18 protein-coding genes and 1 riboswitch are annotated in these 26,564 nt (G+C 70.2%); of the genes, 4 read left to right on the forward strand and 14 right to left on the reverse strand.

What is annotated here, in order from left to right; genetic code table 11:
- Positions 1 to 287: nuclear transport factor 2 family protein (locus ABD151_RS08380; RefSeq protein WP_343993229.1), on the forward strand; the 287-nt coding region annotated here is incomplete at its 5' end.
- Positions 284 to 1,075, forward strand: coding sequence for an SDR family oxidoreductase (locus ABD151_RS08385; RefSeq protein WP_343993231.1), 792 nt, complete (start codon positions 284 to 286; stop codon positions 1,073 to 1,075). The genes ABD151_RS08380 and ABD151_RS08385, both read left to right, overlap by 4 nt.
- Position 1,076: 1 nt before the next feature.
- On the opposite strand, the gene ABD151_RS08390 is transcribed toward ABD151_RS08385, so the two are convergent.
- From ABD151_RS08390 to ABD151_RS08420, 7 genes are all read right to left on the reverse strand, one after another.
- The gene (locus ABD151_RS08390) at positions 1,077 to 2,801 is read right to left on the reverse strand and encodes a flavin-containing monooxygenase (protein WP_343993233.1); all 1,725 of its coding nucleotides are present in this window, start codon (positions 2,799 to 2,801) and stop codon (positions 1,077 to 1,079) included.
- A gap of 149 nt (positions 2,802 to 2,950) precedes the next feature.
- Positions 2,951 to 3,370 carry a heat shock protein transcriptional repressor HspR gene (locus ABD151_RS08395; protein WP_343993234.1) on the reverse strand — a complete coding sequence of 140 codons (420 nt, stop codon included), beginning with the start codon at positions 3,368 to 3,370 and terminating at the stop codon, positions 2,951 to 2,953.
- 2 nt (positions 3,371 to 3,372) lie between these two features.
- On the reverse strand, positions 3,373 to 4,515 hold the full coding sequence (dnaJ, locus tag ABD151_RS08400) for a molecular chaperone DnaJ (RefSeq protein WP_343993236.1): 1,143 nt from the start codon (positions 4,513 to 4,515) through the stop codon (positions 3,373 to 3,375).
- 78 nt (positions 4,516 to 4,593) lie between these two features.
- Positions 4,594 to 5,226 carry a nucleotide exchange factor GrpE gene (grpE, locus tag ABD151_RS08405; RefSeq protein WP_343993238.1) on the reverse strand — a complete coding sequence of 211 codons (633 nt, stop codon included), beginning with the start codon at positions 5,224 to 5,226 and terminating at the stop codon, positions 4,594 to 4,596.
- Positions 5,223 to 7,070 (reverse strand): molecular chaperone DnaK, encoded by a 1,848-nt coding sequence (gene dnaK, locus ABD151_RS08410; protein WP_343993240.1) that lies wholly within the window; start codon positions 7,068 to 7,070, stop codon positions 5,223 to 5,225. The genes grpE and dnaK overlap by 4 nt, the downstream gene beginning before the upstream one ends.
- A 255-nt stretch (positions 7,071 to 7,325) precedes the next feature.
- Entirely contained in the window at positions 7,326 to 9,812 is a 2,487-nt protein-coding gene (locus ABD151_RS08415; RefSeq protein ID WP_343993242.1) for a penicillin acylase family protein, read from the reverse strand.
- Positions 9,813 to 9,920: 108 nt separating this feature from the next.
- On the reverse strand, positions 9,921 to 11,459 hold the full coding sequence (locus tag ABD151_RS08420) for a serine/threonine-protein kinase (protein ID WP_343993244.1): 1,539 nt from the start codon (positions 11,457 to 11,459) through the stop codon (positions 9,921 to 9,923).
- A gap of 229 nt (positions 11,460 to 11,688) precedes the next feature.
- On the opposite strand from ABD151_RS08420, the gene ABD151_RS08425 reads away from it, so the two are divergent.
- Positions 11,689 to 12,531 (forward strand): aldo/keto reductase, encoded by an 843-nt coding sequence (locus ABD151_RS08425; protein ID WP_343993246.1) that lies wholly within the window; start codon positions 11,689 to 11,691, stop codon positions 12,529 to 12,531.
- 13 nt (positions 12,532 to 12,544) lie between these two features.
- Here ABD151_RS08425 and mug read toward each other — a convergent pair whose 3' ends face one another.
- The 7 genes from mug to ABD151_RS08460 form a co-directional block, all read right to left on the reverse strand.
- On the reverse strand, positions 12,545 to 13,111 hold the full coding sequence (gene mug, locus ABD151_RS08430; protein WP_343993248.1) for a G/U mismatch-specific DNA glycosylase: 567 nt from the start codon (positions 13,109 to 13,111) through the stop codon (positions 12,545 to 12,547).
- Between the two features lie 144 nt (positions 13,112 to 13,255).
- Complete coding sequence (locus tag ABD151_RS08435) at positions 13,256 to 20,269, reverse strand: DUF5979 domain-containing protein (RefSeq protein WP_343993249.1); 7,014 nt, start codon at positions 20,267 to 20,269, stop codon at positions 13,256 to 13,258.
- Positions 20,270 to 20,509: 240 nt separating this feature from the next.
- Positions 20,510 to 21,583, reverse strand: a complete 1,074-nt coding sequence (locus ABD151_RS08440) for a phosphatase PAP2 family protein (RefSeq protein ID WP_343993251.1) — start codon at positions 21,581 to 21,583, stop codon at positions 20,510 to 20,512.
- Between the two features lie 10 nt (positions 21,584 to 21,593).
- Positions 21,594 to 22,610 carry an ABC transporter ATP-binding protein gene (locus ABD151_RS08445; RefSeq protein WP_343993253.1) on the reverse strand — a complete coding sequence of 339 codons (1,017 nt, stop codon included), beginning with the start codon at positions 22,608 to 22,610 and terminating at the stop codon, positions 21,594 to 21,596.
- A 1-nt stretch (position 22,611) separates the two neighbouring features.
- Positions 22,612 to 24,249, reverse strand: coding sequence for an ABC transporter permease (locus tag ABD151_RS08450; protein ID WP_343993255.1), 1,638 nt, complete (start codon positions 24,247 to 24,249; stop codon positions 22,612 to 22,614).
- Positions 24,250 to 24,261: 12 nt separating this feature from the next.
- Entirely contained in the window at positions 24,262 to 25,350 is a 1,089-nt protein-coding gene (locus tag ABD151_RS08455; protein ID WP_343993257.1) for a thiamine ABC transporter substrate-binding protein, read from the reverse strand.
- Positions 25,349 to 25,460: riboswitch (TPP riboswitch) on the reverse strand. (Overlaps the previous gene by 2 nt.)
- A gap of 91 nt (positions 25,461 to 25,551) precedes the next feature.
- Positions 25,552 to 25,965: a DUF3151 domain-containing protein gene (locus ABD151_RS08460; RefSeq protein ID WP_343993259.1), complete on the reverse strand. Its 414-nt coding sequence runs from the start codon at positions 25,963 to 25,965 to the stop codon at positions 25,552 to 25,554.
- Between the two features lie 58 nt (positions 25,966 to 26,023).
- On the opposite strand from ABD151_RS08460, the gene ABD151_RS08465 reads away from it, so the two are divergent.
- Positions 26,024 to 26,563 carry a CG0192-related protein gene (locus tag ABD151_RS08465; RefSeq protein ID WP_343993261.1) on the forward strand — a complete coding sequence of 180 codons (540 nt, stop codon included), beginning with the start codon at positions 26,024 to 26,026 and terminating at the stop codon, positions 26,561 to 26,563.
- Position 26,564: the final 1 nt, after the last annotated feature.

The raw sequence follows: 26,564 nt of genomic DNA on the forward strand, positions 1-26,564 counted from the left end.
AGTTGATGGCGCTCTACGCCGAGGACGCGGTCAAGCACGAGCCGCTCGGCGTCGCGTCGCACCACGGCCTCGACGCGATCCGCGAGTTCGACATCCAGTCCGCAGCGACCGGCTTCTCGGTGACCCGGCACTCCCCCATCACCGTCTCCAACCACTTCTCCGCCGTCCAGGTGCGGGTGCAGTTCGAAGGCGTGCCGGACTTCCTGGCCACTGATCTCTTCGAGTTCGACGAGCACGGCAAGATCACCTCGCTCAGCGTCCTCATCGACATCGAGGCACGCGCATGATCTCCCACGCAGGAATGCTGGAGGGCAAGGTCGTCCTCGTCTCCGGGGCCGGCCCCGGCCTGGGGCGTTCGCTCGCCACCCGCAGCGCCGCCGCCGGTGCCCGGGTCGTGCTCGCAGCCCGGACGACGTCTCGCCTCGAAGCGATCGCAGACGACGTCCGAGCCGCCGGGGGCGAGGCAGTGTGCGTCCCGACCGACCTCACCGACGCAGCATCGGTGCGTGCGCTGGCCGAGCAGTCGATCGCGGCCTTCGGCCGGGTCGACGCGGTGGTGCACAACGCCAATGTCCAGCCCCCGCCGATCGGGATCCTCGAATCCGACCCCGACGACGTGCGTCAGGGCATCGAGATCAACCTGCTCTCGGCGCTGAACCTGACCCGCGAGCTGGCTCCTGAGCTGGTGCGCACCCAAGGCTCCGTGGTCGCCATCAACTCGATCGTGCTGCGCAATCAGCTGCCCGGATACGGCTCCTACCGGGTGATGAAGTCCGGCCTGCTGGCCCTGGCCCGCAGCCTGTCGGTCGAGCTCGGTCCCCAGGGGGTCCGGGTCAACTCGGTCGCGCCGGGCTACATCTGGGCCGACTCGGTGAAGGTGTACTTCGAGTACCAGGCCAAGAAGCGAGGTGTCGACGCGAGCGAGATCTATGCCGAGGTCGCCGCCGACACCGATCTGCGCCGGCTCCCCGAGCCCGACGACATCGCCAACGCCGTGGTCTTCCTCGCCTCCGACCTCGCCCGGGCCATCACCGGCCAGTGCCTGGATGTGAACTGCGGGCACACCCACCACTAGCTCAGCGGACGCCGGCGACCTCCGCGGTGATCTGCAGCGCCAGATACTTCGAGCCGGCCCGCGCATACGACAGGTTGCCACCCATGAACCAGAGGCCGGGCTGCCCCGAGGCGCGCCACACCGAGCGCAGCTCGCCCTCCTCGTCCAGACCCCAGACCGGGCCGGCGGCGGCAACCGCCTCCGGCCCCAGGATGTCGCGGGCGGTGTCGCGGATGCCGTCGAAGCCGGTGGCCAGCCAGATCGCGTCGAAGCCACGCGCGTCGCCGTCGGTGAAGACCACCATGCCCGGCTCCAACCGCTCGATGCCGACCCCGTGCTTGACCGCGATGGTGCCGTCGACGATCAGCCGCGAGCAGCCGACGTCGATGTAGTAGCCGCCGTTGCGCTCCATGAACAGCGCGCTCATCCCGCGGCCCTCGGGCCCGTCGGTCAGCCCGAAGCCTGCCGCCCGCAGGCCGTCGAGCAGCGCGGCGTCGGTGGCAGCGGCCGCAGCCGTGACCGCCCGCTGGCGATCGCCCGCGGCGCTGAAAGGCATCGACCAGGAGATCAGGTCGGCGACCTCGGTCGGCGGGCCGTCCTCGCCGAAGAGCTGGGTGGTCATCGCCAGCATGGTGTCGCCGGCCACCACGTGGCTGGGCGAGCGCTGCAGCAGGGTCACCTCGGCACCGTGCTCGGCCAGATCCTGAGCCAGGTCGTGGCCGCTGTTGCCGGAGCCGACGACCAGCACCCGGCTGCCCGCGGCGCCGGCGCCGGTGCGGAACAGCGAGCTGTGCTGCACCGGCCCCCCGAACTCCTCGACGCCGGTCAGCTCCGGCAGGAAGGGACGGTTGCCGCTCAGGCCGGTGGCCACCACGACATGAGCCGGTCGCAGCGTGCGGACGGCGTCGCCGCGCGAGACCTCGACGCTCCAGCGACCGTCCGCATCCGGCAGCTCGGCGTGACGCACGGTGGCCTCGGTCCAGACGTTGAGGTCCAGAGCGGTGGCGTAGAGCTCCAGCCAGTCGCCCATCTTGTCCTTCGGGGTGAACCGGGGCCAGGTGGTCGGGAACGGCAGGTACGGCAGGTGGTTGTAGGTGGTCGGGTCGTGCAGCACCAGCGAGGCGTAGCGGTTGCGCCAGCTGTCGCCGACCCGCGCGGCCCGCTCGACGACCAGCGCACGCACGCCGACCCGCTCGAGGCGGGCGGCCAGGGAGAGCCCGGAGTGGCCGGCACCCACGATCACCACGTCGGGCTCGCCGTCGGCGAACTCCGCGGCGCGGGCCCGCTGCTCACCCCAGGTCGGCTCGAGGGTGGAGGTGTGGGCGCCGTGCGGGCGGTCGGCGCCGATCGCCTCGCGACGTCCTGCCACCTCGTCCAGCTGGGTGAACAGGACGGCGGCACGCCAACCGGCGTCGGTGCGGACCAGGTGCGCGATGCCGCGCCCGGCGCCGTGGTCGCTGGTCAGCTCGAACTGCACCATCAGGCTGGTGCCACCCGCCGCCAGATGCAGCGGGACGTCGGTGCCGAGGCGCAGGCCACCGAACCGCACACCCCGCGCCGCCTTGCGCAGCTCCTCGATGCCCTCGCCGCTCAGCGAGCGGAAGTCCCAGGTGAGCGCGAGGACGTCACGCCACCAGCCGGGATCACCGAAGACGCGTTCGCGGGGCACGCCGTCGTCGACGACCCAGCCTTCGAAGTCGGCCAGCCACTGGCGGGCGATCTCGGCTGCGGACTGCGTCTCAGACATCTGCTCCCTCTCCACGACACGTCTGCCGCATCCTGGCGGAGCCTTGTGGCCCCGATCACGGCGAGATCCCGGTCACAGGGACAAAACGCCCAGGGCCCGCGAGATTCGCGGGCCCTGGGCGTGCTGCTCCGGTGTTCGAGTGCGCTGCGTCAGCGGCCGCGCCGCCAGACCACGACCGACTGGCCGGGGTCGGGCTGGCGCAGCACCGGCAGCTTGTTGCCGATCGGCGGCACTGCTCGACGTCGGGTGCTCGCCTGCAGCAGTGCGCCGCGGGCGGCCTCGATCTCGGCGACCAGCTCGGCGTTGCGGGCGGTGAGCGCGGCGACCTGGTTCTCCAGCTCGAGGATCCGGCGCACCCCCTCGATGCCGATCCCCAGCGAGGTGAGGTCGGCGATCGAGCGCAGCCGCTCGATGTCGCGGTGCGAGTAGCGGCGTCCGCCACCGCCGGTGCGGGCAGGGTCGATCAGGCCCATCCGCTCATAGGTGCGCAGGGTCTGCGGATGCAGGCCGGCGAGCTGGGCGGCCACGCTGATCACGTAGACGCCCACCTCGGGATCTGGCCTGTTCATCGTCAGCTTCCTTCGTCGAAGAGCTTGCTCCGCAGCGGCTTGCCCGCCATCGCCTCACGGTAGGCCTCGACGGCGGCTCGCGCTGCCGTATCGAGAACCGCGGGCACCTGCACCTCGACGGTGACCAGCAGGTCGCCCTTGGTGCCGTCGGCACGCGACGCGCCCTTGCCCCGCACCCGGAAGGTGCGGCCGTTGGGAGTGCCGGCGGGCACCTTGAGGGTGACCGGCGCACCGCCCAGCGTGGGCACCTTGATCTCCGCGCCCAGCGCCGCCTCGTCGAAGGAGACCGGGACGTCGAGGGTGAGGTTGTCGCCCTTGCGGGAGAACAGCCGGTGCGGCGTCACCTTGACGGTGACGTACAGGTCACCGGCCGGCCCACCGTTCTCGCCGGCGCCTCCCTTGCCCCGCAGCCGGATCCGCTGACCGTCCTTTACCCCGGCCGGGATCCGCGCCTGGATGGTGCGCGCCGAGGAGCCGCGGCCGCTGCCCAGGCAGGAGGGGCACGGCTCGTCGTAGACGAGCTGACGCCCACCGCACGAGGGGCAGGTCTGGTTCATCGTGAACGCGCCGCCCATCGAGTTGGCGACCATCCCCGATCCCTCGCACTGCGGACAGATGTGCGGCTTGGTGCCGGGCTTGCCGCCGGTGCCACCACAGGTGGCGCAGGGCGCGTCCGAGGTCAACCGCAGGCTGATCGTGACGCCGTCGATGGCGTCGGTGAAGCTGATCGTCGCCGACGTCTCGACGTCCTGGCCGACCCGGGGCCGCTTCGCACGGCCACGTCCGCCGCCTCCGAAGAGGTCGCCGAACATGTCGCCGAAGCCACCGCCACCGCCACCGCCCGCCCGATCGCGCAGCAGGTCGGAGAGGTCGAAGCCACCGGCCCCGCCCCCGAAGCCGCCCATCGGCATGCTCCGGATCTCGTCGTACTGCTTGCGCTTCTCGGCGTCGCCGACGACGTCGTAGGCCTCGGCGACGGACTTGAACTTCTCGTGCTTGGCGGTGTCGCCGGGGTTCGAGTCGGGATGGTTGGCGCGCGCAAGCTTCCGGTAGGCCTTCTTGATCTCCTCAGCTGTTGCGTCCTTGGAGACCCCGAGCTCGGCGTAGTAGTCCTTGCTTGCCCACTCAGCCTTCGCGGTCGACATCCGCGCACCTCCCTTCCTTCGTCATGTTCTGTGCCGCCGCGCCCGGACCGGACGCGAGCGACTTCGTGGTGGAACGCCTCACGCCTGCTGGTCGGCGCCGGCGCCCGGCTCGACCACCAGCACCTGCGCCGCGCGGACGACGCGGTCGCCGATCCGGTAGCCGGCCTTGGCGATCACCTTGACCGTGGTCACGGTGACGTCCGGGTCCTCGCCCAGGTTCGACAGCGCGTCGTGCAGCGACGGGTCGAACGCGTCGCCGGGCTGCCCGAAGCGGACCAGGCCCTGGCGCGCGACGACCTGCTCGAGCTGGTCGGCCACCGAGCGCAGACCCCCGTCGAGCTCGCCGTGCTCACGAGCACGGTCGATGGTGTCGAGGACCTCGGTGATCGGGGAGAGCGCCGCGAACGTGGCGTTCTCCTTGATCAGCTCGCGGTCGCGCTCGACGCGTCGCTTGTAGTTGAGGAACTCCGCCTGCAGGCGCTGCAGGTCCGAGGTGCGCTCGGCGAGCTGCGCCTCGGCGAGCACGAGCGGGTCGACGACCTCCTCGACCATGGCGACGTCGCCCGGCTCGAGGGGTGCCCCCTCCTCCACCATGTTGGCGGCGCCACTGATGTCGGTGGTCTCACCGATCACCTCGGCGTCCACGACGGCGTGGCCGTCGGCCGGGGCACCCGCAGGTGCCCCGACCGGCTGCTCGTGGGGATGGGTCACTTGTTCTCACCCTCGGCGTCGTCGACGATCTCGGCGTCCACGACGTCGTCGTCGGCCTCGCCGGTGCTGCCGGTGCTGCCACCCGCAGCGGCCTGGTCGGCCTCGGCGGCGGCGTACATCGCGGCGCCCATCTTCTGGCTGGACTCACCGAGCTTGGTGACGCCGGCCTCGATCTCGTCGGCGCTCGCCTCCGCGTTCTCCAGGGTCGCCTTGAGCGCGTCGACGTCGGCCTGCACCTCGGTCTTGACCTCGTCCGGGATCTTGTCGCCGTTGTCGGTCAGGAACTTCTCGGTGGTGTAGACGAGGCTGTCGGCCTGGTTGCGGGCGTCCACGGCGCGACGACGGTTGGCGTCCTCCTCCGCGTACTGCTCGGCCTCCTTGACCATCCGGTCGATGTCGTCCTTGCTCAGCGCCGAGCCACCGGAGATGGTCATCGACTGCTCGCGGCCGGACGCGTGGTCCTTGGCGGAGACGTGCACGATGCCGTTGGCGTCGATGTCGAAGGTGACCTCGATCTTCGGTACGCCACGCGGGGCCGGCGGCAGGCCGGTGAGCTCGAAGTTGCCCAGCGGCTGGTTCTGCGACCACATCTGGCGCTCACCCTGCGCGACCTTGATCTCCACCGACGGCTGGTTGTCGTCAGCGGTGGTGAAGATCTCCGAGCGCTTGGTCGGGATGGTGGTGTTGCGCTCGATCAGGGTGGTCATCACGCCGCCCTTGGTCTCGATGCCGAGGCTCAGCGGGGTGACGTCGAGGAGCAGCACGTCCTTGACCTCGCCCTTGAGCACGCCGGCCTGGAGCGCGGCACCCAGGGCCACGACCTCGTCGGGGTTGACGCCCTTGTTGGGCTCCTTGCCACCGAGCAGCTCCTTGACGACCTCGGTCACGGCGGGCATCCGGGTGGAGCCGCCGACCAGGACCACGTGGTCGATCGCGGAGACGGGCACGCCGCCGTCCTTGAGCACGGCCTGGAACGGGGCCTTGGTGCGCTCGAGGAGGTCCGCGGTGAGCTTCTGGAACTCGGCGCGCGACAGCTTCTCCTCGAAGTGCAGCGGGCCGGACTCGCCGTGGGTGATGTAGGGCAGGTGGATGGAGGTCTCGCTGGAGGAGGAGAGCTCGATCTTCGCCTTCTCCGCGGCCTCCTGCAGACGCTGCTTGGCGATCTTGTCGGCAGCCAGGTCGACGCCGTTGGCGTTCTTGAACTTGTCGACCATCCACTCGACGATCCGGTTGTCCCAGTCGTCGCCACCGAGGTGGTTGTCGCCGGAGGTCGCCTTGACCTCGACCACGCCCTCGCCGATCTCCAGCAGGGAGACGTCGAAGGTGCCGCCACCGAGGTCGAAGACCAGGATGGTCTGGTCGTCGCCCTTGTCCAGGCCGTAGGCCAGCGCGGCGGCAGTGGGCTCGTTGACGATGCGGGCCACGTTCAGGCCAGCGATCTCACCGGCCTCCTTGGTGGCCTGACGCTGGGCGTCGGAGAAGTAGGCGGGGACGGTGATCACCGCGTCGGTGACCGGCTCGCCCAGGTAGGCCTCGGCGTCGCGCTTGAGCTTCTGCAGCACGAAGGCGCTGATCTGCTGGGGCGTGAAGTTCTTGTCGTCGATGCTGGTCTTCCAGTCGGTGCCCATGTGGCGCTTGACCGAGCGGATGGTGCGATCGACGTTGGTGACGGCCTGTCGCTTGGCCACCTCGCCGACGAGGACCTCGCCGGACTTGGCGAACGCGACCACCGACGGGGTGGTGCGGGCGCCCTCTGCGTTTGCGATGACGGTGGGCTCTCCACCTTCAAGAACGGCGACCACAGAGTTGGTGGTGCCGAGGTCGATGCCGACTGCGCGAGCCATGGTTCTCCTTGGGATCTGGGTGGTGCGTGATGGTGGTACCTGGGCCCTTGCGGGCCAGCAATGCGCCCAGTCTGCCACGCCGGTGGTCGACCAGTCACATTACTTGAGTGACATGCACTCAACTTTTCTGATGGGTATAACGAGCACCCCCACCCGATGATTCCCGCCCGGCCCAACTTTTCTGCCCACTCTCCCCTGGGGGTAGTCCCGGACGTTTCGCCCCAAGATTCAGCCGATCGAGGGGCGCAACGTTCGTCAGCGACCCCGCACCCGCACCGTGCTGATCCGCTGCTTGCGGATCTGCGCGTCGGTCCACGGGAAGACCACCCACTGCTTGCGCCCGAACAACCGAGTCTGGTCGCTCGACCAGGGCGACCACGGGTTCTCCGACTGGCCGTAGGTGAGGATCGTGCGGGCGTTGACCCGTCCCCTGTCGCCGAAGGCGATCGCCTGGATGTGCGAAGAGCCGAAGGTGATCGGACTGAGGTACCCGGCATTGGTGACCGGATCGACCGATGCCAGGGCGTTCGCGTTCCCCGCCAGGTCGCCGTTGCCACCGCCGAGCGGGATCGCCGGAGCTCCGCGATCACCGGCCACCTGCAACGAGCCCCAAGGCGCGTCGGGGGCGATCTTGCGCTTCTCCAGATGGGCGATGGCGCTCTTCATCGCACCGATCACGTTGCCGTTGGTCTCGTCGAGGTCGCGCGGGGTGTTGAGCGGATCCTGGGCGTCGAACGGCACCTTCCAGATGCTCCCCGAGAGCAGCGAGTCGGGGATCCGGGTGACGAACTCCTGGAACACCTGGTACCCGCGGCTCGTGGTGTTCGAATGCCCGTCCCACTTCGCCAGCGCCACGCACGCCTGGCCACCGCCCGCCGCCTGGCAGACCTTGTCGAGATCTCCGTTCGCGCGCATCACCTCACCCGCCCGGACCCGGTTCTGGTGCTGGGTGCCGCGCAGCGACGCCGGCGTCACCTTGCCCTTCTTCAACCGGTCCAGGACGTACTGGCTCACCATCCGGGTGCGCATGGTCCGCTCACACTTCTCACAGCCGATGATCCGGGCGAAGCCGTTCAGCTGCTGCGCGGGGTTGGGCAGCCAGTAGGAGTCGTTGGCGTTCATCACCCAGTCGGTGCGGTAGGCGACGGGCATGTTCTTCGGCCCGAGGACTCCCGGCCGAGCTGCGTCCGCGTCGGTGCCCCACGCGCACGAGCTGTCCGCGAAGGTGCCATCCAGCCCCGGCAGCCCGGCCAACGCCTGGGTGAGGCGCCCGATCGGCGTCATGCATCGATCGGCCATCGCGTTCGAGACGTTCGGAACAACCGAGTGGTCCGCATAGGCGACGTTGCCCGCGCGGTCGGCGGCGATCGTGTTGACCCACGGCATCCCGCCGCCCCTGTCCTGCCGGGCGATCAGGTCCCGCACCGAGCCGGCGCGGCCCATGTCGAAGAACGTGTCGAGCGTGCGCAGCTGCTCGCCATTGGCGTCGCGGATCGCGAAGAAGCTCAACGGCGTCCAACCCATCAGCGTGCTGGGGTCGTCGATCACGTAGCCCTGCGGGGTGCGGTAGAGATCCTCGGTGACCTTGGCCAGCGAGCCGTCCGGCCTCTTCACGGTGACGGTGACGATCCGTCGCTCCAGCTGACGGATCAGGCCGTTGCCCGAGAGGTAGGTCGTCGGCGACACCAGCGTGCGGTACTCGTATGGGGTGAAGCGATAGCCGGTGGAGACCGTGTGGCTCCATGCGACGTTCTTGTTCCACCCGATGTTGATCACCGGCGAGCCGATCAGGCTGGCGCCGGCGACGTCGTACTTGCCGGGGATCGTCAGGTGCTGCTGGGAGAAGCGGTAGCGCCCGGTCCACGGGAAGTGCGGGTTGCCGAGCAGCATGCCGCGCCCCGTCGAGGAAGCACTCCTGCCGATCGCCGTCGCATTCGACCCGAACCCGGTCGAGGGGTCCTTGCCGAGTGCCTTCTGCATGTCCTCGGCAGAGGGCACCTCCGTCGGCACTGGCGCGAAGGAGCCCAGGTCCGGCAGGCCCGGATCGGTCAGCGTGGGCGGGCTCGCGCCGACGATCTGCTGCAGGAAGTGCCCGGTGGAGCCGAGGATGTTCGCCAGGTAGATGCCGTACCAGACGTCGAGCGTCGTCGCGTTCGGGCGCAGGTAGGCGGCGCCCCGACACGCGCGGTCGGGATAGTTCTTCGCGCCACCGATGCTGCGCAGGTACTTGTTCACCCCGGCCACGTACCCGGTGACCATCGCCCGGGTCTCCTTGCCCGGCCCCGCCACCGGGTCTGCCAACAGCCTCTCGACGACCTTGCGGTTGCGCAGGTCGGTGACCAGCGCGTCCATCTGCAGGTTCGTGCCACTGACCGAGACGCCGTCGCGATAGGTGCCTTCGGCCCCCAGGTAGCGCGACCGAGTGCCCCGGGCGGTGATCAACACATCGGCCAGGGTGCAGCCGTTGGTCTCCATCGCGGCATAGCCCGAGCCGAAGCCCAGCGACCCGTAGTTCCTGGCGGTGATGTGCGGGATGCCGTGCTTGGTGCGCACGATCGTGGCCCGGTAGCGCGGCTTCTTCCGCTTGGCGGCGCCAGGCTCGCGGACGGCGGCGCTCGCCGACTGCTGCACCTGGGCCGACGCCGGCTCAGAGGTGCCAGCGCCGGCACCAGCGGCCAGCACCGTGATCGTCAAGGCCAGGCCCAGGGCGCCGGACAGACGGCGCGAGGAAACGGTCAGCATGCGCGGCCAACGACCTAAGTTACCCGCAAGTTACGTGCGTCACATCTGCCAGGCGGCGACGCTGACGAACGTTTGGCACGACATTTCGCACAGAACAGGGGCGAAACGTCAGGGACTATCCGCCGGGGCGTCGCGGAGGCTGCCCGTCACCAGGCCGGCGTCCTTCTCCGAGATGATGCAGTAGAAGCCGCGGTCGCCGTTGGTGAACGCCACGTCGGTCGGCGGCAGGACGTCGATCTCGAAGTTCCCGTCGCGACCGGCGAGGTACGCCTTGGCCGCCTTCTCGGTGCAGGTCTTCTTCACCACCGGGTCGTCGTACAGCTCATCGAGGTACGGGGTCGTGGTCGACGGGTCCAGCAGACCGGTGGCATACGCCTCGTAATAGTGCTCCTCCGCGCAGTCGGACTTGCTGGCCTGGGAGGTGTTGGCCATCTTGACCAGGCCATCGAAGCACTGGCCGACCGGAGGCGCCTCGCCTGGCGTGGTCGGGTCGGCGCTCGGGGAGCCCTGCGCACCGGGCTTCCCGGTCGGCGTCTGGTCTGATCCGTCGTCCGCCGCGGCGCCGCCGGTGGGATCGGTGGAGGTCTCTGCGGAGGCGGCCGCAGCCGGGGCCTCGTCGCCCACCAGCTCGCCCACGCCCCAGGTTGCCGCGCCCCCGAGAGCCAGGCCGAGCACCGCGGCCAGCGCCACGGCGCGCTTGCGGGCAGGACGCACTACCGACGGCGACCCCGAGAGCGAGGCTCCCGGCATGGAGCGCTGCGAGGTGAATGCGGCCTCGGGTCCGCCGAGCACCGCACGGCGAGGTGAGGGCGGCAGGCTCAGTGCGGCCAGCGCGTCATGCATCTCGCGGGCCGAGGCGAACCGCTGCGCGGGGTCGGGCTGGGTGGCCCGGGCGATCACGCCCATCAGCACCGCACTGCCCGGCGTGCCCGGATCCGGGAGCGGGGTCGCCAGGTGTGCGATCACCTGATCGATCGGTGCCGGCGAGCCGTCGCCGCTCCACCGTGGCGAGCGGTAGGGCGAGATCAGCGCATGCAGCGTCGCGCCCAGCGACCAGATGTCCGACTGCTCCGAGGGCGGCAGCCCGGAGAACGCCTCCGGCGCTGCATAGGCCGGGGTCAGCGCCTCCAGAGTGACCGACAGCTCTTGGCCTGCGACCGGCAGCGCGGCCAGCCCGAAGTCCGCCAACCGCGGCGTGCCGTAGGAGTCGATCAGCACGTTCGACGGCTTGATGTCGCGGTGCAGGACGCCGGCCTCGTGGGCCGCCGCCACCGCGCCGACGATCGCCAGCCCGACGTCACGCGCCTCAGCGGCATGCAGCGGGCCGTAGGCCTTCAGCCGGTCCGAGAGCGTGCCGCCCGGGCACAGCTCCATCACCAGGTAGGCGCGATTGTCGGGCGTGGTGCCGGCATCGATCAGCGAGACGACGTGCGGGTGCGAGCTGATCCGGCCCGCCGCCGTCACCTCGCGCAGGAAGCGACGGCGTCCGCGCTCGTCGTCCAGCACCCGGTCGTCGATCTTCACCGCGACCAGCCGGTCGATGTTGCGCTGCCGGCCGCGATAGACCCGCGCGAAGCCACCGCGCCCGATCTCCGGACCCAACTCGACGTTGGGGATCAGCCCGCCTGTCGCTGTGTGCTCGCCCACGCGGACGAGCCTAGACGCGATCCTTCCCGACCCTCCGCGCCCCCTGCCGATTTGCTTGCACATGCCCACCAATCTGGATAGTCCCTGACGTTTTCGTGGTTTTGGACCGCAGAAAACCACGAAAACGTCAGGGACTATCTCGCGGCAGGGAGAGGCGGCCGGCGGCGAGGGTGATCGCATGCTGAACAGACCGCGACTCCGGCGACCAGCGGCATGCAAGGCTGCGCTCATGAGCGTTCCCCTGTTGCAGATGAACGACGGCCGCACCATCCCGCAGATCGGCCTTGGCACCTTCGGGATCAGCACCGAGGCGGCGCCCGAGGTGATCGGCGCGGCGATCGAGGCCGGCTACCGGCACCTCGACACCGCTCAGATGTACGGCAACGAGGCCGGCGTGGGTGCCGCGGTCACCGGCAGCGACGTGCCGCGCGACGAGTTCTTCGTGACCACGAAGCTGCACAACCCGCACCACCGTCGCGACGACGCCCTGCGCGCCTTCGACACCTCGCTCAAGGACCTCGGCCTCGACTACGTGGACCTCTTCCTGATCCACTGGCCGCTGCCCACGCTCTACGACGGCGACTTCGTGAGCACCTGGCGCACCCTCATCGAGCTCGCTGACGACGGCCGCGCCCGCTCCATCGGCGTCTCGAACTTCGAGCCCGACCACCTGGACCGGCTCGTCGCGGAGACCGGCGTGGTGCCGGTGGTGAACCAGGTCGAGCTGAACCCGTGGTTCGCCAATCGCCAGGTGGAGCAGGCGAACGCCCGCCATCAGGTCCTCACCGAGGCCTGGGCGCCGATCGCCCGGGGCAAGGTCTCCGAGGCAGCCGAGATCACCGCGATCGCTGAGCGGATCGGCGCGACGCCGGCCCAGGTGGTGCTGCGCTGGCACCTCGATCAGGGCCGGATCGTCTTCCCGAAGTCGGCCGATCCCCAACGCCAGCAGCAGAATCTCGGCGCCGCATCGATCACCCTGACCGACGCCGACCGCGCCGCCCTGGACGCCCTCGACCAGGGCCCGGCCGGACGCCAGGGCCCTGATCCGGCCACCTTCGACTGGCTGGGCTGAGCGAAGCCCCCGGCTAGATGACGCCTGCCGCCCGGGCCGGCTCCGCGTACGCCTCGGCCAGCGACTCCACGGTGGCGTGGGCGTTGAGGCCGCTGGGGTTGGGCACCACCCACAGCTGGGCGCCGGCGAACGGCTCCGGCTGGCGGCCCACCTTCGCCTTGGGCTGCTTGAACGCGCTGCGATAGGCGGTGATCCCGGCGATCGCCACCACAGCAGGACGCCGCTCGGTTACCAGCGCGAGCAGCTCCTGACCGCCCGCGGCGAGCTCCTCCTTGCTGAGCTCGTCGGCGCGAACGGTGGCGCGACGCACCAGGTTGGTGATCCCGATCCCCCGCGCCCGCAGGTGGTCGCGGTCCTCTTCGCTCATCCCGTCTGACGGCGAGATCTCCCGGGTGACGATCCCGGCCCGGAACAGCGCGGGGTAGAACCGGTTCACGGGATGCGCGAAGTGGGTCTGCGTCGCCGCGGTCCACAGCCCCGGGTTGATCCCGACGAAGAGCAGCTTGAGGTCATCGCCGAGCAGGTCGGGGACCACGGCGTCGCGGTACGACTCCAGCTCGGCGCGGGTGAAGGAGGCCATGCCGCGATGCTCCCAAACGCCTCCGCGCCCCGATCCGGCGCCCCTCGCAACTCGCACGTTGCTGCCATCATCACGCGCTGCCGAACGAAAAGCCCCTCGAAACGGAGTCTCGAGGGGCTTTTCGTCAGGGACTATCCCAGGGGGCTAGCGCTGGCTGAGGCCGCGACGTCGCGCGATCAGCAGCGTGAGGCCGCCCAGGAGCAGCAGCGCGCCCACGGCGAGGAACCACGGGGTGAGCGTGCTGCCCACACCCGGCAGGTTGTTCGTGTCGCCGTCGTCGAGAGCGCCGTTGTCGTTCTCGTCGCCGTCGGACTCGACGTCGGCCTCGAACTCGTTGGTCACCGTCGCCGACGCCTCACCCGGACCGGCGGTCGGGGTCAGGTCGAGGGTGATGGTGGCCTTCTTGCCCTTGACCGTCTTGCCGGCGACCTCGGCCTCGATCGACGTGCGCTTGGCGCCGCCGTCCTCGGTCTCGGTCAGCGTGCACTTCGCGCTGGACGGCAGGTTCGCGTACGACGCCCGGTAGCCGTTCTTCTTGGTGAGCTTGCGCTCCGCGCCGCCCGGCACCGCGAACGGCGTCCGGGTCCCGTCGACCAGCCAGGTGCACTCCAGGGCCACCTTGAACGGCCCGTTCGCACCCTTGACGTCGAGTGCGCCGATCCGCTCCTTGACCACGTCGAGCGAGGTGAGGTCGAACGTGTTGTTGGCGGTGACGGCGATGTTGCCGACCGTCTCACCCGCGCCCGGGGCCGGCACCACGACGACGCCGTCGACCGGGTCGAGCGTGGTGGTCGTGGCACCGCCGGTGCTGCTCTCGGTGACCACGCACTCGGTGCCGGCCGGGTAGGGGCCGAGCGTGCGGGAGTCACCCGCACGGAGCGTGAACGAGCCCTCGAACGGCTTCTGCGACTGGTAGGTGCAGGCCACGTCGAAGCCGAACTCACCGGTGCCCCAGCGGGCAGCGCCGTCACCGTCGACGACCTTGTTGATCGTCACCGTGCCGGCGTCGTAGCCGTTGGTCACCACGACCGCCGCCGGGTCCACGCCCGGAACGATGGTGGCCACGCCCGCGCCCTGGTCGGTGACGTTGTCGCCGACGATGACGATCTCGTCCGCGAACGAGGAGTCCCGCTCGGTCAGGGTGCAGGTCGCACCCACCGGGATCACGCCCGTCGGGGCGGTCCAGGTGTCGCCGGCCTCCAGGTCGAAGTCGACGCTCGTCGCGCCACCCGCGAAGGTGACCGGCGTGCCGAGGATCGACAGGCAGGACAGGTCGAAGGAGAACGGACCGAAGTCGGTGTCGACCGCGTCGGTCTCCACCAGCTTCTGCACCGACAGACCGGTGAACTGGTAGTCGTTGCCCAGCGCGGCGACCTGAGCGGCCGGAACCGCGCCGTCGGTGGGCTCGGCGACCAGCAGCGTGGTCGGCGAGCCGGTACGGGTGGTCTCACCGAACGTTCCGGTGCTGCCCTGCTCGGACACCGTGCACTCGGTTCCGTCCACGCTCAACGGGATTCCGTTGATCCGCACGCTGTAGCCGTTGCCGGCGTTCAGCTCGACGACGGCGTCGGCGCCCAGGTCGAGCTCCTCGGTGCCGATCCGGCAGGAGACGTCGGCCAGGACCCCGGTCGGCGCGTAGTCGGTCGCCGGACCGGTGATGGCCTTGTCGATCCGGATCGAGCCGGTACGCAGGTGCACACCCACCTTGTTGGGGCTGAGCTCACGCCACTGCGCCTGGCCGGCGAACTGGTACTTGATGCCATGCTGGTTGTAGGCGAACTCGTCAGCGGCCGGAACCACCTTCGAGGCGCCACTGGCGTCGGCGTCGCTCTCCAGCACGTTGCGGGTGGAGTAGTTGACGTCGACCTTCTGGCCGGGGGCCAGGTTGCCGGTCGCGGTCCCGCTGAAGTCCATCGTGATCCGCAGACCGCTGACGGTGGACCAGTCGGTGTCGGCGTCGGCCTCGGCCCACACCTCGCCGCTCTGCTCACAGGCCGGCTGGGTGCGGATGGTGTCCCAGGTGCCGACGCAGACGTTGGCGCTCGTGGTGACCTCGATCTTCGCGGTGGCACCGGTCGGACCGGTCACCTTCAGCGAGTCGGCCACCAGCTGCGGGCGGTAGACCGAGCCGCGGCTGCCGCCGGAGACCAGCAGCTTGTCGCCGGCGACCGGGAGCTGGTCGAAGATCACCAGCTCCTTGACCGCCACCGTGCCCGCGTTGACGTTGTTCAGCACCCAGTCGTCGACGCCGTCGACCTGGCTGTGCGCCACGCACTGCGGACGGTAGAAGCTGCCGTCAGTGGCGACCGCCGCACCCGGGGTCGCGCTCAGCCGCGGCGCGCAGACCGCTGCGTCGTTGCCCGGCACGTAGGCGCCCGGCAGCGAGCCGCGGACACCCTTCATGGTGATCACGTTCGGGCCGTTGACGACGCCGACGTAGTCGGTGGTGCCACAGGTCTGCTTGTCAGCGTCCCAGGCCCCGGTGAGCGGTCCTCCGGCCACGGTGTTGCGACACCCGGTCAGCTGCTCCTCGGTGCGCACCGTCATCGTGTTGAGCGCGGTCTGGCCGGTGCCGAGGCCCGGCTGCAGCTCGAGGAAGACCCGGATCTTGAAGGTCTCGCCCGGCAGCATCCGGTCGCCGCCATCGGGCCAGGTGAAGGTGATCCGGCGCCCGTCCGGGCTCGGCGTCACGGTGACCTCGTCCGAGAGCAGGCCGCCGGGCTGAGCGGTGAAGACCGGTGCGGGCTCCTCCAGGTAGAGCAGCTCGGCAGGCAGGTCGTCGGTCAGCTCGGTCACCGTCAGGTAGCCGGTGCCGACGTTGCGGATGGTCAGGTCGAACGGCACCGCGGAGCCGACGTTGGCCAAGCGGTTGCCGTCGTTGGTCAGCTTGCGGACGGCGATCTCCTGCGTGCCCTTCGAGAGCACGATGTCATCGGTCGCGTCCTTGACCGGCGAGTTGTTCCCGTCGGTCCGGGTCGAGGCGGAGCTCTGCGTGTTGTCGATCCGCTGGCCGGCGAAGACGATCGCCGCGTCGTCGTCACGGCGCGTGTCACGCACCTTGACCGTCAGCGCTGCGCTCGCGCTCCAGTTGGGAGCGGGGATGGTGCTCGAGAAGAGGCCGCCGTCCGCACGGTCGAAGGTAAACCGGATGCCCTGCGCCTGGTCGAGCGCGAGGCCCGCCGGGAGCGCAGCGGTGGCGCCAGGGGTGCCGAGCACCCAGTCGGTGCCGTCGAAGAGGTCGACGCGCACCCGGTTCGCACCGGCCGGAAGGGTCACCGTGCCCAGTCCGGTCAGGTCGAAGTTGTTCCAGAACTCCACCGAGTCGGCCTGATCGGTGATCACGACCTCCTGCGGCGACAGGGTGCTGCGCGGGCTGGAGCCCTGGTTCGCACCGAGCACCACGTTCACGGTGTCGCCACGCTGCGGCTCGTTCAGCTGCGCGGGGGTGACCGTCTTGGTGGGCGTGATGTTCACCAGACCACCGGTCAGCACGACCTTGGTGTCGGCCGCGTCGCCGGTCAGCACCCCGGCGCTGGCGACCGGGTCGTAGGACTGCGCGAAGACCCGGTTCGGGACGTCGAGCGTGTCACCGGCCCGCAGCACCTGCTCGCTGCCGTCGTGGCGCAGGGTGGAGCGGAGCTTGGACTCGACGGTCAGCGTCAGGTTGTTGGCCTGGGTGATCGTGCCGCCCAAGGCAGGGTTCGTGTCCTGGAAGGTCACCGAGATCCCGACGACGTCGCCGAGCTGCGCCGCGGTCAGCGCGTTGGCCGCGGTCGCGGTCAGCTGCTCGGTGCTGTAGGTGCCACCGGAGTAGCGCAGCAGCCACACCGTGGTGGCGCCCAGGTCCACCTCCGCGCCGATGCTGGCGGCGATGGTGATCTTGGTGGCGTCGAAGCGGTTGAACGGGTTCGCCACGGCGGGGTCACTGAGGTAGTTCGCCGAGGTGTCGAACGGGTCGTCGGTCGCGCCGGCCACGGCACCCGTGTAAGTCCCACCCGCGACGTCGGCCGAGGTCTGGCAGTCGCCCAGCGCGGTGTCGGTGCAGGTCGCCGGGTCGGTCAGGCGCACGTAGGTGGCCCGGGCCGTCGAGGCGTTCTTCGCCGTCATCGTCCAGGTCGCGCTCGGGTAGGCCGAGGCCGGGCTGCCGGACGGCGGGGTGAACAGCTCGGTGGTCGGGGTGACCGACTTGGTGACCGAGACCAGCGGGTCCGGGTCGACGATCACGATCGTGTCCGAGTCGGTGTCGGTGGCCGGAGCGCCACCGGCGGTCGGGTTGCCGGTGATGCCGACGGTGTTGTCGACCGTGCCGGCGTCAGCGTGGTTGAGCACCGAGTCCTCGGTGACGAAGGCGCCACTGGAGCGGGTCGTGTCGCGAATCTGCCACTGCAGGGCGAAGCGACGCGGCGTGCTGCCGTAGCCGACTCCGGCGTTGGGCAGCGGCGCGAACGGGTCGAGCGACGCGACGTCCTGGCGGGCGGCCTGGCGCGCGATGGTGTCCGCAGCGGTCTCCGCGACGGTGATCCGCACGCTGATCGTCGACTGCTGCTGGGCGGGGGTCAGGTCGTAGCCCTTGAAGCCGCGCTGCGCGGTCATCCAGGAGCCGGCCGGGGCGGCCACGGTCTGCCAGGAGGTGCCGTTGAACAGCTCGACGGTGGTGACCGTGTCGTAGAGCAGGAACCAGCCCTGGCTGTAGGCCACGCTGCTGGCGCTGATCGGGTCGATCCGGGTCAGGTTGAAGGCGTCGAAGACGGTGCTGGAGACGCCGGCCGCGCTCGGCGTGCCGGGCTGGTCCTGGATCGCCACCGGGCTGAAGCCCTTGCTGACGCTCCAGTCCAGGTTGGTGCGGGCGCTCGCCGACGACTGCGCGTCGACGGCTGCCGTCGTCCAGTCCTTGACGATGGAGACGCCGGGGCCGGGGCCACCGGGCTCGGTCTCCACGGTGCCGACTCCCGTGTCGCCGTCGCTGTCGTGGAGGTCCTTGCCGCCGTCGGACTCACCGTCAGCGGTGACCGTGGCGGCGTTGACGTAGTTCGTCGGCTGCTCGGGCGCGGGGGTCACCCCGCCGCCGGTGCGCTTGGTGCTGCGCGCCTCGAAGTCGATGTTCGGGGTCAGCGCGGTGTCGGTCGGGAAGCCGGCGGCGTTGTTGAAGGAGAACCGCAGGCCGGTGACGTTGCTGGCGTTGAGCGGCGGAACGAGTGCCGCGAGCGCGCTGTCGACGGCGGCCTCGTCCATCGTGAAGACCGTGGCGCTGGCGACCGGACCGGTGACGGTCAGCGGGTGCCAGGCGGTGCCGTCGAAGACCTCGACGGTCAGCTTGGTGTTCGGCGGGACCTGGGTCGGCGCGATGGAGTTGAAGTCGAAGGCGTTCCAGAACCCCTCGGCGTCGCCTGCCCAGACGTCCTCGATGACGACGTCGGTCAGCCGGGTGCCGGCGCCCTTGACGATGGCGTCGGCGCGCAGCGAGGTGATCACCGACTCGCCCGGGTTGACCGGGGTCGAGGGCCGCACGGACTTGGCGAGGGTGACCTCGATCTCCGGGTTGATGATCCGCAGGTCGTCGGTCGCGCTGTCGGTGTCGGTGAGGCCGTTGGGAGCCTCGACCTCGACGTCGACCGTGTTGGTCAGGGTCGCGGTCGACTCGGTTCCGGTGGCGTTCTCAGTGGTCTCGATGGTGAACTTCGCGACGCCACTCTCGTCGGCGTCGATGGTGTTGCCGGTCCAGGTGATCTCGAAGCCGGTGATCGGCTGGCTGGGCAGCGGCGGGACCACGCCCTGGACGAGGGTGATCTCCTCGGAGCCGCCTGCGTGCTTGTAGCTGAGGGTGGCGGCGGTGGCACCGGCCGGCCAGACCGGCGCGGCGTCGAAGCCGCCGAAGGTCACCTCGGAGGTGAAGAAGTCCAGGTCGGAGAGGACGAGCCGGTCGACCGGCACGCCGCCGTTGGTCGCGGTCAGGGTCGCCTGAGCGTCCTGTCCGGCGGTGATGGTGCCCGGGGTGATGTCCTTGTGCGCCTCGACGGTCGGGATCGACGGGGCCACCGCGAAGGAGGCGTTGCCGTCGTCGGTCGCCTTCGGCTGTCCGGCCAGGACGGCCTCGCCGGTGGTCACGTTGTTCACCGAGTGCGGGGCCGTGGACAGGTCCGCGCCGTCGTTGCGGTGGGTGGCGCGCTGCTCGACGTCGAGCTCGACGTCGACGATCTGGCCCGGCTCGATGACGCCGGTGCAGGTGATCCGGATGCCGCCCACGTCGGCGTTGCTGACGCCGGCGGGCAGCGCGACGGTGGGCGCGGCGACGGGGGTGCCGGCGGTCCAGCTCCAGGTGCCACCGGTGCGTACGTAGGCGTCGACCTGCACGGTGGCGCAGCCGGCCGGCAGGCTGACGTCGCCGAAGCCGGTGAAGTCGGTGATCACGAACGGGTTGCTGGCGTCGAGGGCCGCCGCGCCGTCGGGTGCCGCCTTGGGCTCCTGGATGGTGAGGCTGTCGACGTCGACGTTCGAGGTGTTCTTGGCGCTCAGGCCGATCGTGGAGTCGGCACCGGGGTTGAAGACCTGGTTGGCCGGTGCCCAGGTCTTGTCGACCTCGACGCCCATCCGCACCGGGACCTCGATCGAGACCGTGGCGTCGTCGGAGACCGGGTTGGCGTTGTCGGCGGTGCCGTACGCGACGTTCACGATGTCGCCGCTGCTGCCCGGCGGGTAGTCCGCCGGAACCTGCAGGGAGAGGGTGATCCGGTAGTCCTGGCCGTTGCCGAGGCCGACCGTGCCGCCGTCGGTGCTCTCCTGGATGTCGACCACGAGCTCGGTGTCGGCTGCGATCGTGGCCGGCGGGGTCGCCGTGCCACCGGGCAGCCACTGCACGGTGCGCGGGATGCCGGCCGGGTTGTAGGTGACGTCCTGGATCGCGAAGCCCGTCAACGCGTCAGGCAGCGGGTCGCGCACCTGGGCGTTGATGCAGTCCTCCTCGGAGCACCGCACGGTGATCGTGTAGGTGAAGGTCTGACCGGCCGCCAGCTCGCTGACGTCGACGTCCTTGTCGATCGACAGATAGTTGCCGGCCGCGTTCGCCGGACTCATCGCGACCAATGGCGTGATCGCCATGATGACGAGTCCGAAGACCATGGCGATGGCAGACCAGAATCGGGCCCCGGCGCGTGCAGACACGGCGGGCTCGTTCGTGAGCACTTGTGAAACTCCCCCTACGGCGACGACAAGAACAGTCCCGAGAAGGTCAAACGATAAATAGTTGTAAATGACGACTGTGAACGAGGTCCAGTGTTTACCGTGTTTTGGTGACGAGAACCACCGAATTTTCGGCGCTACGTCCGCTTAGTCCGATTTACGGTAGATCACATCCGGACTAGACCGGACCCCTGAGCGGAGGTCAGACGGCCCAGGGCGTGATCACACGCGAGGCTCCCGCTCGGCGTGCGCCTTCGGCTCGACCGGGATCTTCGAGGTGGTCGTCGTGGGATGGCTGGAGAGGCCGTGCCGATCGAACTTCTGCCCCGATGCGATTCCGCCGATGTAGAACGAGATGAGCGCGATGGCGACGCCCGCGACGTCGTCGGCGACGTAGTGCCAGCCGAAGTAGAGAGTGGCCACCACGGTGCAGCCGAAGTTGGCCCACATCACCCAGTGCACCCAGCGGATCTTGACCGTGTACTGCACCATCAGCGCCCACAGCAGGGTGACGCCGGTGTGCAGGCTGGCGAAGGCGGCGACCGTCTGCGCGCCGCCGTAGCCGTCCCACCACAGGAACGCCTCGCGGGCGTTGTAGAGGGAGTTCATCAGATCGGTGGTGCCGGTGTGCGCGAGGTCCTGGTAGCGCCACGGGTACTCGAGGCCCGGGCCGAGCGAGGGCAGCATGTAGTAGGTGGCGGTGCCCAGGGTCCAGATCAGGCACTGGCTGGTCACGAACCAGTAGCCGTAGCTGATGTTCCGCGACCAGACGCACCAGATCGCCACCAGCACCGCGACCATCGGGATGAAGAGCACGTAGATCGACGACAGCACGTGCGCCGAGATGGTGGTGCCGAAGATGGCGTGGATGATGCTCGCCGGCTCGTGGCCGAGGAAGATCGCGTGGTCGAGCAGGTCCAGCTCACGGTCGTAGTTGGCGTCACCCATCACCGAGGGCAGGAACGACTTCAGGTTCCGGTAGCAGACGTAGACCACGTAGAAGCAGCCGATGCCGAGCGCCACCAGGGTGAACCGCTCACGGTCCCAGTGCTCGCGCCAGCGCTCCTTGATCAGCCCGCCCCACAGGTGGGGCTTGCCCTTGGAGAGCCAGATCGCACGCGGGATGAGGTCGACGAAGAGCGCTGCTCCCACCAGCAGTGGGAGCCGGGTCCAGGCCGGTCCGAGGAAGCCCTCGGGGTCGACCAGGCTCTTGTCGAGGCTGATCGCCGCGACGATGGCAAGCGCGCCCATGAGCAGGGCGTTTCCAACGAGGAGGGCATAGGCGCGGCGATACACGACCCGTAGTTTAGGGGACTTGCCCAGCGGTCGCCGCGTCGCCGACGACGGCAAGGCGGTCCGCGATCACCCGCATCCGCACCCGCTGCCCCGGCCCCGGGGCGACCTCGGTGGTGCTCGCCACTGCGGAGACCTCGCCCAATGCAGGTGTCTCGACGACCAGGCGGACCACCTCGGGCGCCGCCCGCGACGCCCGGACCACGCCCTCGAGCGGGCCGTCCGGCGACACCTCCAACGCCGAGCGGCGCAGCGCGACCGCACCGGCGCCGGCCAGACCCGCGGCCTGCAGCACCACCTGGGTCGCCGCGCCGTCCACGACGCGGTCATAGCCGAGGAAGAGCGCGGTCTCGACGTCGACCGGGTGTGCCCAGACCTGGGCCGGCTCACCGACCTGGACCACGCGCCCGGCTCGCATCAGCGCCATCCGGTCGGCCAGCGCGAACGCCTCCTCGTGGTCGTGGGTGACCATCAGGGCGGTGGTGCCCGAAGCGGTGATGATCCGGCGAAGGTCCACGGCGAGCCGCTCACGCAGGGCCGCATCGAGCGCGCTCAACGGCTCGTCGAGCAGCAGCAGCCGTGGCTCGACGGCCAGCGCTCGGGCCAGCGCGACGCGCTGCCGCTCACCGCCGGAGAGCGTCTCGGGACGTCGCGCGCCGTAGCCGCCGAGCCCGACCAGGTCCAGCAGCTCCTCGACCCGGGCCGCCACCGTTGCCTTGGCCCGTCGCCGCAGCCGCAACGGGTAGCCGATGTTGCCGGCCACGCTCTTGCTGGCGAAGAGCTGGCCGTCCTGGAACATCAGTGCGAAGCCGCGGCGATGGGTCGGCGTCCGGCGCAGGTCGACGCCGTCGGCGAAGATCCGGCCGCCGGCCAACGGCTCGAGGCCAGCCACCGCGCGCAGCAGGGTCGACTTCCCACAGCCCGAGGGGCCGAGCACCGCCAGCACCTGGCCGTCAGGGACCTCGAGGCTGACCCCGTCGAGGGCGACCTCGGCGCCGTAGCGCACGCTGACGTCGTCGATGCGCAACATGTCAGAAGCCTCCTACCCCGGGCACCCGCAGGCGCTCGGTGATCAACATGACCGTGGCCGTGGTCGCGGCGAGCAGGACCGACGCAGCCACCGCCATCGCGTAGTGGTGCTCGCCCGGCGTGCCGAGCAGCCGGAAGATCAGCACCGGCAGCGTGGGATGGTCGGCCCGGCTGAGGAACGAGGTGGCGCCGAACTCACCGAGCGAGACGGCGAAGACCATCCCGGCCGCGGCCAGCAGCGGCTTGCTGACGACGGCGAGGTCGACGGTAAGCGTGGCCCGCAGCGGCGAGGCGCCGAGCGAGGCCGCGGCCTGGCGTTGCCGGTCGTCGATCCCGGCCAGTACCGGGATCAGGATCCGCACCACCAGCGGCAGGGCCACCAGCGCCTGCGCGATCGGCACCAGCAGCGGCGAGTCACGCAGGTCGAGCGGCGGCTCGTCGAGGGTGACCAGGAAGCCGAAGCCGAGGGTGACCGCGGAGATCCCCAGGGGCAGCATGAAGAAGCCGTCGAGCAGCCCGCGGACCCGGCGCTCGGCGGGCGAGTACGAGCGGCGGGTGACCACGATCGCCACCAGCAGCCCGACCAGCAACGCCATCCAGGTGGCATCCAGGGCGATCCGCAGCGAGTTGGCCAGCGCCTCGGTCACCGACACCGGCAGGTCGGGGTCGCCGCTGCGGCCCAGGCGGCGGTAGTTGGCCAGGCTCCAGGTGCCGTCGTCACGCAGCGAGGTGAGCACCAGGGCGAGCACCGGCACGGCCACCAGCACCACGCCGAGCAGAGTCGTCAGCAGGGCCGGCAGGTCGCTGACACGCACCGGTCGGGGCCGGGCGGTCACCCGTTGCACGGCGACGGCGCCGCGACGGGCCCGGTGCGCGACCGCGAGCAGGCCGAGCACCATCACGAACTGGAGCAGGCAGAGCGCGGCCGCGGCCTGAAGGTCGAAGAGGTTGACCGTGAGCAGGTAGATCTCGGTCTCCAGGGTGGCGTAGCGCATCCCGCCGAGCACCAGCACCACCCCGAAGGCGGTGGCACAGAAGAGGAAGACCACGCTGGCGGCCGAGACGATCGAGCCGCGCAGCGCCGGGAAGGTGGCCACCCAGAAGGCCTGCCATCCCCGCGCGCCGAGGGCGGCTGCCGCCTCGCCGGGACGGGGGTCGAGCGACTCCCAGGCGGATCCGACGGTGCGCACCACGACGGCCAGGTTGAAGAAGACCATCGCGGTGATGATCGCGGGCGGGCCGTCGGACCAGCCGAGGAAGCCGAGCGGGCCGTCGGCGGCGAGCAGCGAGTCGAAGGCGACGCCGACCACCACGGTGGGCAGCACGAACGGCACCAGCAGGATCGCCCGCAGCATCCGTCGTCCCGGGATCGCCAGGCGGTAGAGCGCGTACGCGGCCGGGATGCCGAGCAGCAGGGTGATCACGGTCGCGCTGGCCGCGGCCCCGAGTGTGAACCAGGCGACCCGCGCGGTGCGCTCGCGGGTGATCGCCTCCCACGCCGGTTCCAGGTCGAGCCGACCGTCGGGCCACAGCCCGAGGCCGAGCATGCCGCTCACCGGCAGCACGAAGAAGACCCCGAGCACCAGCACCGGCCCGGCCGCGAGAGCGACCAGGCCGGCGATTCTGCGCAGTCGAGGCATCGTTGCTCCCGGTTAGCGGGTGACCAGGTCCGTCCACTCGGTGAGCCACGCCTGGCGGTGCTCGTCGATGTCGTCGGCGGAGACCGCCAGCGGGTCGGTGGCCGGCTTGGCGAACTTCGCCCACTCGGCGGGAAGCTCGACGTCGCCGTCGGCCGGGAACACGTACATGTTCTCCGGAATCACCGCCTGGACCTCGGGGCTGAGCAGGAAGTCGACCACCTTCTCCGCAGCGGCCGGGTTCTTCGCGTTGGCCAGCACCCCGGCGTACTCGACCTGCCGGAAGCAGGTGTTGAGCAGCGCACTGGTGGTCGAGTCGCCGGACTTCTCGTCGATGGTGAACGCCGGGGACGTGTCGTAGGAGACCACGATCGGACGGTCGCCCTTGCCGGCGCCGGTGAACCCGGCGCTATAGGCCTCGGTCCAGCCGTCGGCCAGCTTCGCGCCGTTCTCCATCAGTCGGCTCCAGTAGCCCTGCCAGCCGTCCTCGCCGTACTCGGCGATGGTGGCCAGCAGGAAGGCCAGGCCGGGGCTGGAGGTGGTGGCACCAGGCAGCACCAGCAGGTCCTTGAACGCCGGGTCGGCCAGGTCGTCGAGGTTCTGCGGGGCGAGCCGGTCGTTCTCGGCGAACCAGGCGTCGTCGACGTTGACGCAGACCGAGGCGTGGTCGATCGGGGTCAGCACGTCGGCGGCGTCACCGTCGAGCTCGAGCTCCTCGGCACCGTTCGGCAAGGTGGGCTGGTATTCGGCGAAGACGCCCTCGCCCACCGCGCGGGTGGCGAAGGTGTTGTCCACGCCGAAGGCGACGTCGGCGAACGGCTTGCTCTTGCTGAGCACCAGCGAGGTGGTCAGCTCACCGGCGTCGCCGGAGGGACGCACCTTGAGGGTGATCCCGGTCTCGGCCTCGAAGCCCTTGATCAGCCCCTCGGGCAGCGCGAACGACTCGTGGGTGGCCAGCACCACCGTGGTGCCCTTCAGCGACTCCCCACGCTGGACGTCGTCACCGTCGGAGTCGTCGTCCGAGCCGAGCAGCGAGCAGCTGGCGAGGACCAGCGTGGCCGAGGCTGCGAGCGCGATCGTGCGCAGGCGGAAATGCGTGTTCATCTGGTGTCTCCCGACTCCCTTCGCCGGTGCTAACCGGATCAGGTCATGAGGGTCTGCGGCCGTTCCGCACTCTCAGCTCTCCGATGTGGAGGGCTCCCCTGTCTATGTGCTGCCGAGCCTAGGCCATCGACGTCACGACACCACACAGCGGTCGATCACTGTCACCAGGCGACAGTGATCGACCGCTGTCCTGCGGCTGGGTCAGGCGAGCAGCTCGTCGGCTGCGGTGGCGCTGGTCTCGCGCAGGAAGCTGGAGCAGCGCTCCCACTCGTCGGTCTCGCCGATCGCGCGGGCGGCCTTGGCCAGCAGCGCCAGGCAGGTCAGGAAGCCGCGGTTGGGCTCGTGCTCCCACGGCACCGGGCCGTGGCCCTTCCAGCCGTTGCGGCGCAGCATGTCGAGGCTGCGGTGGTAGCCGACGCGGGCGTAGGCGTAGACGGTGACGTCGTCGGCGCTCTGCTCGACGGCCTGCTCGGCCAGCGCGGCCCAGGCAGCCGGCGAGGCCGGGTGGTTGCGCACGACCGCGGCCGGGGCGGCGCCGCCGTCCAGCTCGGCGACCGCCGGGTCGACGGGAAGGTTCGTGGGCGGGGGGCCCGCCATCAGGTCAGTGAAGCTCATGCCCCCATTGTGCCCAGAGCATGGCAACCCGTTCAGGGCACCGTCCTAGGCTGGCGACATGGCAGTCCTTCATCGTGCAGAGATCTCTCCCAGCAAGCTGGAAGTCGCCACTGCCTGGCTCGACGATCAACCGTGGGGCGGTACCGGCGCGGTCGAGCTGATCGGCGGCTACCGCTTCGACGATCCCGATGGCGAGGTCGGCGTGGAGGCGCTGATCGCGCGGCGTGGCGACCTGATCGCCCAGGTGCCGCTGACCTATCGGGGTGCGCCTCTGGACGGCGCCGAGAGTCACCTGATCACCACCATGGAGCACTCCGCCCTGGGCCGGCGCTGGATCTACGACGCCACCCACGACCCGGTGGCGCAGGCCTGCTTCGCCCGCGCCCTGGCCGACGAGCAGCAGCAGGCGGCCGTCGAGCTGCACCACCTCGACGGCAGCGTCGAGCAGATCGACCCGGCCGTGAAGGTCCACCTCGCCGGGGAGCCGAGCCGCGGCTCCGTCGTCCTCAGCGGCGATCTCCGCTCACCCGTCGACGGAGCGGCGAGGCTCGTCGCCACCTGGGACGGCGGCGAGGCGGTCGTGGCGGCGGCCGGCTGAG

It is taken from the genome of Nocardioides dubius, assembly GCF_039528155.1.
Taxonomy (GTDB): Bacteria; Actinomycetota; Actinomycetes; order Propionibacteriales; family Nocardioidaceae; genus Nocardioides; species Nocardioides dubius.